Raw genomic sequence first — 16135 nt, forward strand, 5'->3', positions numbered from 1 at the left:
GGGGGACTATATAAAGAACGATCCGAAAGGGACAATCAATCCCAGGGTGCGGCAGAAGGTAGTCACCGTTTGCCGAAGTCCCACCCATTATATCCCGCTCGTGCAAACCTGATCAGCATGAAGCATGCACCGGCCGGCGCGGGAACGATCCCGCCGGCACAATCCCCGGGAGCGTTCTTTTCCACCCACCCGTCCCGGGCCGACACCTTTACTGAATCGGTGATCCGGGAGATGACCCGGCTCGCGCTGAAGCACGATGCGATCAACCTTGCGCAGGGATTTCCTGACTTTCCCTGTCCCCCGGAACTCAAGCTTGCAGCCTGCGAAGCGCTGAATGATGATATTAACCAGTATGCGATCACGTGGGGCGCAAAGGATCTCCGCGAAGCACTCTCACAGCGGGTGAAGAAGTTCAATGCCATGCAGTTCGATCCCGAGACAGAGATCACGGTCACCTGCGGGTCGACCGAGGCGATGATGGCCTCGATGCTCGCGATCATCCAGCCAGGCGACGAGGTTGTGGTGCCTGAACCATTTTATGAAAATTATGGCCCGGATGCACAGATCTCCGGGGCATCACCGAAATTTGTCCCGCTCGCGGACGACTTCTCCATTGACGAAGAGGCGTGGAAGGCAGCATTCTCGAAGAAGACCCGGGCGATCATCCTCAATACTCCTAATAACCCGACCGGGAAGATCTTCACGAAAAAGGAACTCTCGTTTATCGCGGATCTCTGTATCGAGCACAACGCTGTCGCGATCACGGACGAGATCTACGAGCATATCGTGTATGACGGGCACAGGCACATCTCGCTCGGCTCGCTGCCGGGCATGGAAGACCGGACCATCACCATCGGCAGTTTCTCGAAGACCTACAGCGTCACCGGGTGGCGGGTCGGCTATGCCCTCGCGGATGCCGCCCTGACAAGCCGCATCCGGAAGATCCACGACTTCCTCACGGTCGGCGCCCCGGCTCCCCTCCAGCGGGCCTGCGTTGCGGCACTTCAACTCCCCGAATCATATTACAAAGAGCTGGCCGTTGAGTACGACCGCAAGCGGCAGATCCTCTACAAAGGACTGAAGAAGGCCGGGTTTGCCTGCGATCTCCCTGAAGGTGCTTATTACATGTTCACGGACATCAGCTCGTTTGGCATGAGCGACACGGCATTCGCCCGCCATCTCGTGGAGACGGCAGGCGTTGCCGCGGTCCCGGGCAGCTCGTTCTACCACACGGGAGGGGAGACGAAACTCCGGTTCACGTTCTCCAAGAAGGACGAGACGCTGACAGAAGCGTGCAGGCGGCTGGAGAGACTTACCTGATCCGCCATGAACGGATGTATACCCTGCTATTCTTTTTTCGCGAACTCTGCCGGTATTGCAGGGTCAGTCGTAGTTCCTGAACAGGGCAGGGTTCTGGCGCCGTATCCACCATCGTCGGATAAGCCAGATTGCCATGATCAGGATCACGAGCACGACCACCCATACAAGAATAGTCACGAACGGAAGACCTTCGGACGGGAAGAAGACCAGCATGATTGATGATTGTGCCGGAGTTACTACGGGCAGAGATAGTGCAGGGATTGTGGTCGTCGATACGGCCTTGACGAGGGGACGGGTCGGGTAGACTGATGAAGTACCTGATGCAGCATTGCTAGCAGCAGAGGGTACTTCAGTTACCGGCACTGTCGGCACATGAGTCACCAATCTTCCGACGGCCCCGTTCTTCTTTTCAGCAACAGCGAAATACGAGAATCCCGGTGTTGTCGCGATATACCCGTAGGACCTGGCGGATGTCTGGTCCAGCCTTGTTGGCAATTCGACCCACTGGTTGTTCGTGTACCGGAGCATCACCACATTCTCTGGTGCCACATGATGGGCTTCCAGCCAGGATTTGTCTACGGAGAAGGCGATCTCTGCATGATCTATTGCATCCGGACTGATCCAGTTCACCGTGATACTATGATAGCCGGCAACTGCCCGATCATTCAGCTGGAGTGCCGGGCCGGGGGCAGCTGATCGCAGGATACATTCCACCTGCCCGATAGCACGAGCCGGGGTGAGGGTGACTGCCTGGATGGTGATCCTGTCTGACGCTCCGGATGTGAAGGTGAATGCCACGGGCTGGCCGGTCGGCGCTCCAGGACTGATGAGAACCTGCGGTGCCCCGGCAGAGGAACTGTCGGAACTGCCGCTGTCAACCCCCGACATGGCAGTATCCGTTGATGTAAGTGATTTCACCTGCAGGGAGAAGGATCCGGTCGCACCGGAAACGGCTGAACCGGATACATCCGCGCCGGCAAGACTGACAGTATACAGCCCGGGAGGTAACCGTGAGGTAATTTCTGCCCCAAACTCAAAGAGCGAGTTATATTTCTGGTACGGGTTCCATGAACCGGGATAATTATTGTAGTACCGGGACAGGTTGACTGCATGCGTTGTGGTGGATACCGTATTGCCATACGCATCCGTGATCGTGCAGGTCAGGTTGGCGATCCGGTTATCGAAGGAGTACCAATAGGGAGTGGACGTTGACGAGACGGTGGCTGCAATTGGTTTTGTCACACCGTAGATCGTGAAATACTGGCCTTCGTTCATGCTGATCGTTCCCGAGAGATCGGTATAGACCCATTTCGAAACCGTATCATTGGGATCATAGAGATTCTCGTAACTCGAGGCGGTGGCATTCCGCACATCAACCCGGGTGAGGCCGAGCCGGGTACTCCCGCTGAACTGCTTGAGCGTTGAGGTCATTTCTTGGGAAGTACCACCGGAATCCCTGTACGTGAGCACCGGTTCTCCATTCGAATAATAAAGGAACGTCGTGTTCACCCCGTCTTCCAAGCCGAATTTCAGGATTGGGGCGAGTTCGACGCAATAGGTCGTGCTGGCACTGTTGAGGTTATAGATGAACATCGTGTTGTTTGACACCGCAACGGTATCCTTTGTCGTGCCGTAGAGATCATTCACGCTCTCAATCCCGTTGTTCGGGGCTGAAAGTTTTTTGAAATTGGACCAGTTGCCGTTCCCGCCATCAAAATAACCGGGGAACGCGTCGTAGTAGGTCCGGAGGCCGTGCTCGATTGCATATGAGGTTCGCACGTTCTTGTTCGATGTGGGACGGTTGGTCCCGAATGCGGTATCGGTGATCCCGAAATGGATGGATTTCGTCACGGTCTGGCCGGAAAATTCTCCCGAGAGCCCGATAACTTTGATCCGGTAATCCCCGTCGGTGATATTCTGGAGTTTTACCCCGTTGCTGCCCTTGTAAGTGGTATTGTAATCCTGCGTCACCCCTCCCTGGATGAGTCCTGCATAATAGGAGTGGGTGACCACGACCTTGTTGTTAGGGTCATTGAGACCTCCTCCACCCGTGTCGGTCTTGATGATATCCGGGACATATCCCCCTTTAACGGTTGATCCGTCCACAAATGACCAGTCAATCTGGCTCGCGTTGGTCACCAGGGTGACAGGATCGACATGGCTCCGGACAGCCCGCACGGGAGATCCGCTGCATGTATCCCCGGTGCAGGCGCTCTCCTGGTAGAGTTCAATACTGAAATCCCCTGGACTTACTGCCACGGGAGAAAAGACACCGTACACATAGAAATCCCTCATTTCGGCAAACGAGGTCTCGTTCGCGCTCGGCTGGGTGATGACAAGCGATGTTGCTGCATCGGCAACAGGAACAGATGACAGAAGTGCGATCAGGATGAGTGCAGCAAGGACATCCCGCATAGATAGGAGTGCTATGGGCCATATTTAATAATTATGGTGGATTCAGGAGAGGTGCCCCCGGTACATTCCTGTCAAAAGCCACAAAATTCCCTGGTTTTCTTAAGATCAAAACGACATATTTTTGTTTAACATATACAATATGTTAACAATAATAGATGAACAAAATCATTTGTGCTGCATATAAATAGTAAATTTTTCTATACAAGATGGTACCTGCATGTCAATTAGTAATACCCCCCTGCTTTTCAGTGTGCTGATCCTTGCACTGTTGGTCATTACACCGGTAACTGCGACGAATGTATCCGGTTCACTCTCGATTACATCCATCCCGGAGGGGGGTGTGGTGATAATCAATGGAACGAATTACGGCAACACTCCCGTCATGAATATCATCGTCCCTAGTGGGACCCACATCATCGAAGTACGGAAGGATGGTTATACCACCTATAATACCACGGTAAATATGACCGACGGGAAACACATGGATATTATTGCCAACCTCCAGCATCACCCGGACCGGGGCATTGCGACAATCCTGTCAGAACCTTCAGGAGGAGACCTGTATATTGACGGGAATATCCGGGGCGTAACCGATATCACCGTTGACAACCTGCTGCCAGGCCGCCATGAGATTCTTATCAAGAAGGAGGGGTACGAGGATTACCATGATGTCATTTCCGCTTCCACAGAGATCATAACAGAATATACGGAATATCTGGTCCCGTTACCGGGAACCGGCTTCTTAAGTGTAACCTCATTCCCGGACGGTGCTGCTGTACAGATTGACGGGAAATCCGCAGGAACGACACCAACACTCCTCAGGCGAATCACATCCGGGAACCATTCTGTTGTGATATGCAAGGACGGGTACTGGAATTTCACCGGCGTAGTAAACGTTAAAGGTGGAGAATCTTTGCAGGTAACCGCCGATCTTGCCCGGGTCCCAACCACCAGTACCCTTTATCTTGACTCATCTCCTTCGGGAGCAGGAATCTACCTGGATGGCACGTTCAAAGGCTCTGCTCCTCAAACAATGAATGCGCTGCCCGCGGGCAACTACCTGCTGGAATTCCGGTTCTTGGGTAATACATCACTGAACCAGTCGTTTACATTCACACCCGGTTCAACCCACGAGATCCTTGCCAGTCTCGATAGCGCAAACGAAGGATCAATCATTGACCGCGAATGGGAGTACGAGAACAGCAGCAGGTTGACAAAACAGCCCGGGTGGATACAGGTAAATGCAACCCCGGTTATTGAACAGACATTCAACTGGACATCCAATGGGCATGAAGCACAGATCACACTCGATATCCCACAGGATCTTTACGAGTATTACCAGATGCAGCCACATCCGACAAACATGACCGGAAGTACGCTGGCGGGATATGCCATCAGCGACAGGGACCGGGAATACCTCCATATCCTCATAAAAAGGCTCAAGGATGTCAGCGGGTTTGAGAGTTACAGTGCAAGGAATGATTATCATAATGTCGTTTCATTTGTTCAGGGCATTACCTACAGCAGCGATATTAATTTGAAAACAGGACAGACGAACGAATACTGGAAGTACCCCCTCGAGACACTTGCGGACAAGGGAGGGGATTGTGAAGATACCGCCATTCTTGCAGCAGCACTGCTCAGGGAGATGGGATATGACACTGCAGTCGTTTTCCTTCCAGGAGAGAACGAAGGGCACGCTGCCATTGCGGTAGCGTGTGATAACTGCAACGGGTATTACTATCCGATCAATGGCAAGAAATATTATTACCTGGAGACCGCCGGTGACGAGTGGTTTTCACCAGGTACGATGGAGAAAAAGTACCAGTCTGTGGTAGCCACGGTTATCCCGCTGGGTACGGAGGGATGACTATGATACAGCAGGATCCGCAATACCTTGGAGGAACACGGGATGACGCATAAAATATACACACCGGGATTAATGTCCGGCATGGTAATTCTGGTCCTTGTCGCTCTGGTTTTTTCCGGGGGCTGCATCAAGGGGTTTCTGCCAGGAGCAGAATCCACACAGACAACGGAGGTCATGTCGTATAATACGAATGGAACGGAGACCCCCGTTGCAATATCGGGTGCAGCCGCGAATGCCGGGATACAGTACCCGGCTGCAGAAATGACCCCGGCAAAGTCAGCGGCCGTGACAGAAGCCAGCCCGATCCTGACACCCGATCCCTACCCGATCCTTCATGGAACCCGGATCAACAGCACAGGTCTGGTCAACCCGATCTGGTGTGAGACCTGCGGATACGAGTTCGAAAAGAATTACAAACTGCGGGGCAACGCTACCGGCCTGATCGTGAATGTGGTAGAGGGACCGTTATACATCATCTACACCGTCACTCCCCAGAATGATTGCCTGGAAAACCCGGATTCCTGCCGGGGGGATCTCAAAAAGTCGGTTAACCGGCCTTACCTGACGATCACGGTCAGGGACAACCAGACGCAGGAAGTGGTAGCTGAAGATGGGTACGGAAGGGAATACAGTTCAGATACCGGCAAGTATGAATTTGAGATCACGAGATACGATGCTGAGGGTAACGAAATTACCACGACAACGACACCCGGCCCCCGGGCGATCAAGATATTCCGGGAGGGAACCTATCACCTGACAATCCAGGGTAACTTCATTGAAGTGAACGTGATGATCCGGACCGGTGCTTCGCCCACGGGTGTGATTGCAGCTGGATCAACGGTACCTGAACAACAACAACAGGATGAATGGGAGTGATCATGTTTCCGGATTGTCTGGTTATGGCATCGTGTGCGTTCACCCTCATCGGGCTGAACGGCATTTTTTCAACCCTGAAAAACCACCTTCATGGATCAAAAGATCCGCTCCCTCCCTCAACGGAACCTGCCTCCCGATCAGATATTCCAAAAAAAGAACTGCCATCCATGGTCATGCAGACTGCCCGTGCAACCGGTGAGTACGTTCTTTCAGTTCTTGCCGAACCCTCGTGGGAAGGAGTAATATCATTTGTCGCGGTCATTGCAGCAGCTCTGGTATCCGGCTTCATCGTCATGTTTATCGATCTCTCCCTCCCGGTCATGATCGGGCTCGCAATCCTCTCCCTTGCTGCTGCGGCAGTATCAGTAAACACAATACTCAGGCGACATGCAGAAGGTACCTGGCTTCCCACAAAAGGACAGGAAAAAAACAGCAACCAGATTTCCGTACCGGACCGGGTACCGGATACTTCTTCTGTTATGCAGGAATCCACTGCACCGCAGCAGGTAACTGAACTCCCGGAAGAGATGTCCCTCGCCACCATGGAGCGGTACTGGGTTGTGGAACCCTATTCCTTTGTGAAGATCGAACGGGTCAGGAACGAAGGATTCACGTACATCGTGGTTGAGCCTCCCATATCCCAGAAAGAGAAGACGATCCTGATGGAGACCTATGCACAACTCCGGGATATCATCATTTATGACAACACGGAGAAAGGGCGGAGCGAGCGGATCGATTCGGTTGCGGTGGCAAGGATCATCCGACAGTTCGATCCGGATATCACCGAGGACCGGGTCGCGATTCTTAATTATTACATCAAGCGGGATCTCTCCGGCTATGGTCCTCTCGAAGTCCCCATGCGAGACCCGGCACTGGAGGATCTCAGCTGCAATGGCCATGGTCTCCCGGTCTTTATCTTCCACAGGACATATGGCAGCCTCCCGACAAGTATCTATTTTAACGAGCGCGAACTGAACCAGTTCGTCCTGAAACTTGCCCAGAAAGCCAACAAGCAGACATCGCTCTCCAACCCGATGGTTGATGCAACCCTGCCGGACGGTGCACGTATCCAGCTCACCTACAGTGATGTCATCTCAACAAAGGGCAGCTCATTCACGATCCGAAAATTCCGTGCCGAGCCTATGACCCCGCTGGACCTCATCCGGTTCGGCACTTATGATGCACAGACCCTCGCGTTTCTCTGGCTGGCCATCGAATCGAGGAAGAGCATTCTTGTCGTCGGAGGTACTGCCAGCGGGAAGACCTCCACGATGAATGCGATATCGCTCTTTATCCCGCAGAATGCCAAGGTGGTATCACTCGAAGATACCCGTGAGATCCAGCTGCCGCACAAGAACTGGCTCCCCACCCAGACACGGGAACTCAATGCCGAAGGGATCAAGGGAGACATCGATCTCTTCTCGCTCCTGAAGGCCTGCATGCGGCAGCGCCCGGAATATATCATTGTGGGGGAGGTCCGGGGCCGGGAGGCACAGACCCTCTTCCAGGCTATGAACTCCGGTCACTCCACCCTCTCGACCATCCATGCCGGGAGTGTGTATGAAGCGATAAACCGCCTGACCCATGACCCAATCAACGTCCCGCCCGTGATGTTCCAGGCACTCGACCTTGTCGTGGTCCAGGCAATTTATACTATAGGGAAGACGAGAATCCGTCGCTGCCTCTCAATCCACGAGATTGAAGTCACGAAGAGCGGGGAAATTAACCCGGTCCTCTTGTTTGAATGGGATATCCAGCACGACACATTCACGAAGGTTTCCCCAAAATCCAAGGTCCTCGAAGAGATCGCCTTTCACAACGGATGGGATGAGAAAGAACTCGAACACCAGCTCAAAAAACGCGAGGAGTTCTTTACCTGGGCCCTTGAAGTGGAACCGCCAACCCTTCGGGATCTCGCGAATGCTATTCACGACCTGGGTGATTGATCCGTGATCCTGCCTCCCGCACTGAGAAGAGCTGATAAGAAGCTGACCGAGTTCGAGCTGATGCTCCACGGCAACACCCTGCGTGCGTCAATCAGGTCAGCCCATATGCCCATGACCGCAGAGGAGTATCTCAGGACGGTCAGGGTCAATCTCGCCTACACGCTCGTGATGTTCTTTGCCCTCTACTTTTTTTTCATGGTCAGCGGGTTTGAGATGGATATCTTCGGATTCCCGACAACCGGAACCCTTCTCTGGATTATCTTATTCATCCTTATCGTTCCCGGACAGTACGTAATGCAGATATATTACCCACAGGTCGTTGCACAGGGACGGAAAAGCCGGATTGATCTGGATATGCCCTATGCCATCTCGTATATGCAGGCTCTCTCCACCACCATGCCCCCGTACGAGATCATCCGCAAGGTGTACGAAGAGCATGACATGTTCGGGGAGATCTCAAAGGAGTTCGGCATGATCGTCCGTGACGTCGAACTCTTCGGTGATGACCTTGATGCGGCTATGAAGAACCTGCAGCGCACCACCCCTTCCACCAATCTCCGCGACTTTATCAATGATCTCGCAATCGTGTTCGACAGCGGGGGAAACATCACTACATACCTTGGGGCAAAGACCGAATACTACCGGGACCAGGCAAAACAGGAACTCGAACTGGTCTTAAAAACCATCGAGATCATGGCCGAGGTCTATGTGACAGCATTTGTTGCAGGGCCGATTGCTCTCATCATCATGATCGTTGCGCAGGGTATGACCAACAGTCAGGGAATGGATTGGATCGTCCCGGTGATGTATATCTGTATTCCTGCGGGTGCAATCGTCATGATATGGATCTTATCGATGATGCTTCCACCGGAGAATATGGAGATCTCCAGAAAGGAGACCATCGAGCATGATTTCGGTTCCAGCGTGCCGGGTGTTCCTCAGATCATCGCAGCAGAAGATGACCCGAAGAACAAGGAGTTCTTCCAGCGGATTGAGACAAACAAACGAAGGAATATCTTTCTTGCCCAACTGAAACACCCGTTCAGGACGTACATCAGGAGTTACTATTACGGGCTCGGTCTGGGGGCTGGATTTGCCGGTATCGTTGCCGCGATCTGGCTCACCGGGGGATTCGATATGCTGTTCCTGCACAACCAGGTCCAGGCAGTGATCTGCCTGGCCATCATCGCGTTCATGGCACCGCTTGCCCTCTCGTATGAAGGACGGAGATGGTACGTGCAGAACATCGAACAGCACCTGCCGGATTTCCTCAGGGAACTCTCGGATATGAAAGATATCGGAATCACCCTGCATGAGGCTATTCACCGGATATCCGGTGCAAAACTGGGCGTCCTGAGTTCCGAACTCTCGGTTGCATCCAGGGATATCGAATCCGGCGCCTATGTTAACTCCGCACTGGTGAAGATGGAAGAGCGGATTGGTCTCGTATCTGTCAAGCGTGCGATCTCGCTGCTCGTACGGGCCAGTGAGATCACCACGAACCTCCGGCAGATCTTCATCATCGCAATCACGGATTTCGAGTATTATCTCAAACTGAAACGCGAGCGGTCAAACACCACAATTGTTTACGTGATGATCATCTATCTCTCGTTTGGTATCTACCTGTATACAGCATACCAGCTGAACATTCCATTCCTTTCTGCCTTCAAAGGAATGGACGTCAGTGTCGATACTGCCGGCAACCTCACCAAAATGTTCAATATCGGGATCATTCTTGCCACATTCTCCGGTATCATGGCCGGACAGTTCAGTTCCAACAGCATCCTTGCCGGCTTCAAGCACAGCATTGTCCTTCTTGCAGCCACGATCGCCCTGTTCGTATTTATCATGTGATGTCCCGTTCATCCGGCACAGTACTGAACGACCGACCGCCAGTATCTGATTCCGTGAAGTTGCACTACTGACAGGCAGAACGATACGAACAGAAAAAAAGATTTAATCTTCAATCGCGATAGTCGTGAGTTTGACGGACTCGACACCCTTGTGGGCCATCAGTTTCTCGGCAAGTGCCTTGAGCTGCGTCCCGTCGCCATGGACAAGGATCACTTCCAGACACCGCTCATGAGTCACGTGCGAATGGAGCGATGCCTTGATGATATCATGGTATTCATGCTCGACCTCCATAATGGACGAGAGAAGGTTTCGCTGCTCATGGTCGTACACCATCGTGATGACACCTTCCCGTTCTCCTTTGACATCCGACATCCACTTGTAGTACGTGATGTATGTCCGGATCGCATCGCGTATGCCTTCCGAACGCGAGGAGTACCCGCGATAGTTCAGGATTTCATCGAACCGGTCAAGCAGGTTTTTCGGCAGTGAGATGCCAATCCGGGAGAGATCATCGTCCATGGTCATGGTACTATCCGTGATGAGAGTATCATTGTTGATTGTTTTTTAATCTTTTTGAAAACCGGGGAGTTCAGTTGTACTTGGTGATACCTTTTACTGACAGGCCGTTTGCCCCCTGCGAGCATATCGACACGGTATCGCCGAAACACCCGGATTCAGTACAAAAAAGAATTACTGCAAAAGCAAGCCACTGATCCATCATATAAGAGTAAAAAACTGGGAGATTCCGGATCATCTCCCGTTATCATTTTTACAGATAGAATGAACCCGAGGATATGGTTTTGCTGGTCTCCTTGTCAACAACAAGCCAGGTGATCCTGCTGTCGGTCGTCAGGTTCATGCTCCCGAATTTCATCCAGGTCTTGTTATCCCCGTCAAGGGCGGTGATGTAAAACGTATCCCCGGCCTGGATTGTTGTATCGGTATATGTCCCATCGTTGTTCCCCACTTCAGTAAAATTTCTCACCCGCTTCCCGGCCTGGCTCCCGGCATCAATGACCGACAGCGTGGTCTTGCTCTCGTTGGCGCGGAAAGCTACCTGAACAGAACTGAGCATAAACGGGTCGCCGCCATTATGCTCAAAATAGATCTTCTGCTGGTCAATAGAAGGAACTGCCCGTATTGAACTCTGGGGGGTCTTATCAGTCCCGCCGGAAAATCCCCCGGCATACCCGCTCACGAGCGCTGCGACCATGACGGTCACGGCAAGCATCAGCATGACCCCGACAACCGGAGAAACTGCATCTTCATAAGACAGTTTCATACGATCACCACGTCTTTGTCAAAAATAATCTGCCCGCTGGGGATATGGACAATCTTCACCGTGATCACGGAACCGGCCTTATACCCGTTGTCTATCACTCCGGTATTGTCATAAGTCTTGAAGTTGAGAATTTCATCCAGCGCAAGATTTTCCTTCTCTGATGTTGCTGCGTAATACTGGGCCGGAGTGACCAGGGAATCACCGGCCATCAGTACTGCCGAGGTATTCCCGAACCAGCTTTTGTATTTGCCTTTTTCTGTATTCACCAGCGGGGAATTCCCAAACCGGTCCTGGTCGTTGATGAAGAGGGTTCCACAATATTCCCCGTCACGGATCTTACTTGTATTCTCCCCCATGAGCGATCCTTTGATCAGCTGGCCGGTACTGTTCCGGAAATAGGTAGAGATACTGAGATCCTTTGTCTGCAGGGGATCACCGCTGACATGTTCAATGGTCATAGTGTTGACGAAAGAATCACCATAGGATTTATTTTCGTAGAAATGCACCTCAAGAATTGCAGAGGGCGCCTGTTTGTTAGTACCGGATAATCCTCCCGCTGCTGCGCTCACGATAGCTGCTATGATGACCGTCACGGCAAGCATCAGCATGACGCCAACAACCGGAGAAACTCCCTCATCATTCCTGACCATAAAGATCCATTCCTGGTGATTATGATATTGCGAACTGGTCATTAATACCCCTTTTCATTTTAGTTGTACTTTAGTAAGATTATTCGTCGGATTTCTAAAAGATTTGTTCAATTATTATTATTTACAATTATCACATATTCAATATTAGTATTTGATATCGGTATAACGAAAAGGAGTTTTTTTATTACAGTGTGTTCAATGTACTGATATTAGACACGCGCGATTCCCGACCAGAAAAGAGTACGCATATGAACCTGAAATCCACCGCATCCCGACCCTGCCAGAACGCTGACCGACTCCCGCAACACTTCCCGACCGAAGTCCAGGAACCTGAATTGTCAGGGCATTTCTCATCCGTAACAATCCCGTATGTTTACTATCGGAATGATCACTACATGGGTAAATTCCCGGGGAATATCTGAAGGAGATGCCGGATGCAACACTATCGGACAAGTGATTGCGGGGTCTCGGAAGTGGTCGGGGAGATGCTCATGATCGCCCTTGTGATCGTACTGGTATCGGTCTTCGCTGCTGCAGTGTTCCATTACCTGCCGGTCGATCGCGAGCCAACGGTCACCATCATGATGACCAACGATACGCTGGGAAATGTCACGCTCTGGCACAAAGGAGGGGACTGGGTGAACGCGGAGGACCTGTCGGTCATTTTCGTAAACGATTCAGGGAGGATACCTTACCAGTATAATGAAACGGTATCCGATCCTCGTAAACAGTTCCTGATGGTTCACCCATACCAGCAGGCAAAGAAGACATTCGACCTGGGGAGCAACATCACGGTCAGGATGCGCGAAGATCTCTGGGCCCGTGAGGACATCCGGAGAAATATGAGCATCAAACTTCTGACGGACAGGTCTGTGATCTATACCGGGAGGATCAGCCTGTGAAGGACGATGCCGTAGCCCCGGTCATTGCCGTCATGCTCATCCTTGCGGTCGCGGTGACATTTTTTGCCGCGTGGAACGCGTATTACGTTCCCTCGATGAAAGCGCAGTCGGAGATCAACCACATCAAGGACGTGGAATCTGGCTTCCTGAAATTTTCCTCAGATATCGAAAACGCCGTGTCCCATAACCTGAAAAACAATATGAGGCTCTCAGAAACAATCCCGCTGGGTGGCGGGGATTTTACCTTTGACCCGGTAAAATCCGGGGGGGAACTGAAGGTCTGGAACGCATCACCCGATGGGTACTTCCGGATGAACTGGACTAACAGGACCGGCCCGGATCCCGCATCATCATCACAGTCATCAGCGGATCATAATTCCAGCCTTGTTAAATTCTCTTATACTCCGGTGAACAATTTCTGGCAGGAGCAGGGATATGTCTGGACGTACGGGAACGTGTATGTCAATAATACTGAACGAAATCTCGTAACTCCCCTGGATGCTACCACCATGGCGAATGTCACGTATGACGGGCTGGCCAGGTCACTGGTTGAACTGGAACCTAAGGCTTATTCAAGCTCGGGAGACTGTTCCGTAATTATTATTCATGTCATCAATATCACACCAGACCCGCAGCATGCAAAGATGAGCGGTAACGGAAATGGCATGCTGGTCCTGGAAAGCAGCGTGGACCCTGAACGCATTGCCAATGTAACCAGCATAAACCTCAGTATTACCGCACCGCCAGGTAGGTTCAATTCGACCTTCTGGGAATACCTGAATACCACCGTAAATAACACGGTTTCCAGTTGTGGGAATGTATACCGGAATTATCCACCAGAACCGACGCAACGGGAGATCCAGCTGACATTTAATCCCAACGTGACCCTGATCCGGGAGACAACCGAGATAACGATAGGTGCATACTAACGATCGGGACATTCCCGGTAATGGCGGTGGGAAGAGACCCTGCCGGCCGCCCGGCAGGAACGATCGAAGACAATCTCCCCCACCCGCCAGGGTAACACGAATACATTTCCCGGACGGGAGAACCACCTGCAATGAGACCGGGGGTTGACGAAGAGGTTAATTGTTCTTAGCAAATTATAACGCAATAGTAAGATATTTGCATATTTTTTCGCCTGAAAATAAAAAGGTATAATGCTCTCAAACATATACAAAATAAACCGGGTATTACTGGAAAACCAGGAACTACCCCCACTTTCGACAAGGTATGTATGAAATTTCGGTTGTGCTGTGCCCGGTGGGGAAACCGGTCGCGGATATACCAGGAGTGATTCCCCTGAGTTCAGAGGCAGGGGGAAAACCATTTTTTTTCGCCATTGACAAGAAAAATACTGATTGTCTTCAGAAATGAGCATCTGGATGTACGGTCACAGGTCAGTGTGAGACTGACGTGCAGATACATCTCGCGGGGAGAGTACGCATTCACGGACGTACAGCCGCAACGCCGGAAGACGTTCATCCCGTTCTTCCGGAGGGCCGGACGGAATAGCAGGGGTATTTGCTGAGTTCCGGGGTGGGGAAGATCCACCGGATCCTTAACGATGATAGGAAATACTGTAACACGATCCAAAAACCGGCCTCTAGTGGTCCCCATGCAATTATTACGTTTTTAAATTATTTACATATCTTTTGCTAAAAAAATAAAAAGTTATAATAACAAGCGGGACACACACTAGAATCAGGGTATTTCTGGCTATCCATGAATTACCTCACTTTCGACAAGGTATGCAGGGAAAATCCAAATCGTATCGGGACCGGCGGGGAAACCGGTCCTGGGTACAACAGGAGTTGATCCCATGAAGACAGAACTGTATGACGGCAGCAGGAAGATCCGGGTTGATACCCAAAAGGATGAATGTCTCTACGCAGCAGCACGACCCCAAAAAGAATCTCCCGACATCCAGAGACAGGGAAAAGATCTCTACATCCACACGGACGCTGAAAAGAAGATCACCTTTTACCTCCACCAGTGGGCGGCAGGCAGGAAAACCCACGGGAAGATCCTACCGGTCTCTCCCTCAACCGCAGAACGGTTCCTGAGAGGCAAAGGCCTGATCTGCGACCTGTTCCCGAAGAGCGATGCTATTGCAACGCTCTATCGCTGGGGATATGGCATTGCAGAAGAGTTCTGATGCCGGCCCACATCCATCTCAGACTCTCTTTTCATCTCTTTTTGATAACTCCCCCGGGGGCATTCCCGGGGGATATTACGGGAGTACCCTGGGCAGAATGACGAACAGGTTGTTGGTGATCACGAACAGGTACATCGTGATGAGTATGCAATAGAAAAACACGCTTGAATCCCGGACATACTTTTCTGCAACAAAGGCGACCGAGACTATCACCAGGAGGATCGCTCCCTTGACCGCCAGGTGGAGTACAGGGTTTGACACAACAAGTGCCATAACAGGATTCAGCTCGACTCCCCCCATCCAGAGGATGAACTGGGTTGTCAGGATGTCGAGCAGAAAGAGACCTGCAAGGATGAAGGCGAAGACCACGAAGTGCTGGTATCGTTTGCCGTCAAGCGGGTACGTGCCAGCCCGCGGGATTACCCCGGCCCTCCCATTCTCCGCAGGAAACATACATGGAGATCTGGCAGGGCATATAAAACGATTGTTTTAACAATAATAAATTTATTTTTGCCATTGTTAAGGTGATGGGATTTATTCACTTTTTTAAATAGCACCTTCACAGAATTACGGTAGTATCCGGTATGATAATCACGACCGTGCGTGTGATTGACGGATTTCCAAAAAGCGGCGCCGGGTTACAGCATCGTGGCAAGCGGACCGGGCGTGTCATATTGTTATGGGTGATTGTGTAACATCCACCAAAAGTGCGATAAACCTGAAACAAAATTTTCATTACCGCTGCTATGGATAAGTCAGCCTACCTATGGCTACAGGATAGAAATTGAGGATGCAGCAAGCTAAGGAAACGCCCGAGGATCCAGCGCGAGAACTAACAATCAAGAATTAGTGGTTTGGTTTA

At 51.5% G+C, this 16135-nt stretch carries 13 protein-coding genes; 8 read left to right on the forward strand and 5 right to left on the reverse strand.

Translation table 11 applies throughout. The features are described 5' to 3' along the window. Positions 1-117 precede the first annotated feature (117 nt). Positions 118-1320, forward strand: coding sequence for an aminotransferase class I/II-fold pyridoxal phosphate-dependent enzyme (locus LUQ43_RS10130; RefSeq protein WP_299967076.1), 1203 nt, complete (start codon positions 118-120; stop codon positions 1318-1320). 63 nt (positions 1321-1383) lie between these two features. Here the strand turns inward: LUQ43_RS10130 and LUQ43_RS10135 are convergent, their stop codons facing one another. Next, positions 1384-3735, reverse strand: a complete 2352-nt coding sequence (locus LUQ43_RS10135; protein WP_299967079.1) for a PGF-pre-PGF domain-containing protein — start codon at positions 3733-3735, stop codon at positions 1384-1386. A gap of 217 nt (positions 3736-3952) precedes the next feature. Between LUQ43_RS10135 and LUQ43_RS10140 the strand changes: the two genes are divergently transcribed. From LUQ43_RS10140 to LUQ43_RS10155, 4 genes are all read left to right on the forward strand, one after another. After that, positions 3953-5605 carry a PEGA domain-containing protein gene (locus LUQ43_RS10140; protein ID WP_299967082.1) on the forward strand — a complete coding sequence of 551 codons (1653 nt, stop codon included), beginning with the start codon at positions 3953-3955 and terminating at the stop codon, positions 5603-5605. An 81-nt stretch (positions 5606-5686) separates the two neighbouring features. After that, entirely contained in the window at positions 5687-6481 is a 795-nt protein-coding gene (locus LUQ43_RS10145) for a hypothetical protein (protein WP_299967085.1), read from the forward strand. 23 nt (positions 6482-6504) lie between these two features. Beyond that, complete coding sequence (locus LUQ43_RS10150) at positions 6505-8427, forward strand: type II/IV secretion system ATPase subunit (RefSeq protein WP_299967088.1); 1923 nt, start codon at positions 6505-6507, stop codon at positions 8425-8427. A 3-nt stretch (positions 8428-8430) separates the two neighbouring features. Next, positions 8431-10281, forward strand: a complete 1851-nt coding sequence (locus LUQ43_RS10155; protein ID WP_299967091.1) for a type II secretion system F family protein — start codon at positions 8431-8433, stop codon at positions 10279-10281. 102 nt (positions 10282-10383) lie between these two features. On the opposite strand, the gene nikR is transcribed toward LUQ43_RS10155, so the two are convergent. The 3 genes from nikR to LUQ43_RS10170 form a co-directional block, all read right to left on the reverse strand. Continuing rightward, positions 10384-10806 carry a nickel-responsive transcriptional regulator NikR gene (nikR, locus tag LUQ43_RS10160; RefSeq protein WP_299967093.1) on the reverse strand — a complete coding sequence of 141 codons (423 nt, stop codon included), beginning with the start codon at positions 10804-10806 and terminating at the stop codon, positions 10384-10386. Between the two features lie 244 nt (positions 10807-11050). Beyond that, complete coding sequence (locus tag LUQ43_RS10165) at positions 11051-11563, reverse strand: type IV pilin N-terminal domain-containing protein (RefSeq protein WP_299967096.1); 513 nt, start codon at positions 11561-11563, stop codon at positions 11051-11053. Then, the gene (locus tag LUQ43_RS10170; protein ID WP_299967098.1) at positions 11560-12255 is read right to left on the reverse strand and encodes a type IV pilin N-terminal domain-containing protein; all 696 of its coding nucleotides are present in this window, start codon (positions 12253-12255) and stop codon (positions 11560-11562) included. Before LUQ43_RS10170 ends, LUQ43_RS10165 begins: the two co-directional genes overlap by 4 nt. Positions 12256-12647: 392 nt before the next feature. Here LUQ43_RS10170 and LUQ43_RS10175 point away from each other — a divergent pair, with 392 nt between their 5' ends. The 3 genes from LUQ43_RS10175 to LUQ43_RS10185 all read left to right on the forward strand — a co-directional run bounded on the left by LUQ43_RS10175 (position 12648) and on the right by LUQ43_RS10185 (position 15273). Next, positions 12648-13115 (forward strand): type IV pilin N-terminal domain-containing protein, encoded by a 468-nt coding sequence (locus tag LUQ43_RS10175; RefSeq protein ID WP_299967101.1) that lies wholly within the window; start codon positions 12648-12650, stop codon positions 13113-13115. Continuing rightward, positions 13112-14044, forward strand: coding sequence for a hypothetical protein (locus LUQ43_RS10180; RefSeq protein ID WP_299967104.1), 933 nt, complete (start codon positions 13112-13114; stop codon positions 14042-14044). Before LUQ43_RS10175 ends, LUQ43_RS10180 begins: the two co-directional genes overlap by 4 nt. Before the next feature lie 893 nt (positions 14045-14937). Further along, entirely contained in the window at positions 14938-15273 is a 336-nt protein-coding gene (locus tag LUQ43_RS10185) for a hypothetical protein (protein WP_299967107.1), read from the forward strand. 75 nt (positions 15274-15348) lie between these two features. Here LUQ43_RS10185 and LUQ43_RS10190 read toward each other — a convergent pair whose 3' ends face one another. After that, positions 15349-15726, reverse strand: coding sequence for a DUF5658 family protein (locus LUQ43_RS10190; RefSeq protein WP_299967110.1), 378 nt, complete (start codon positions 15724-15726; stop codon positions 15349-15351). Positions 15727-16135 lie beyond the last annotated feature (409 nt).

Source organism: Methanoregula sp., assembly GCF_028679125.1.
In the GTDB taxonomy this organism is placed as follows: domain Archaea; phylum Halobacteriota; class Methanomicrobia; order Methanomicrobiales; family Methanospirillaceae; genus Methanoregula.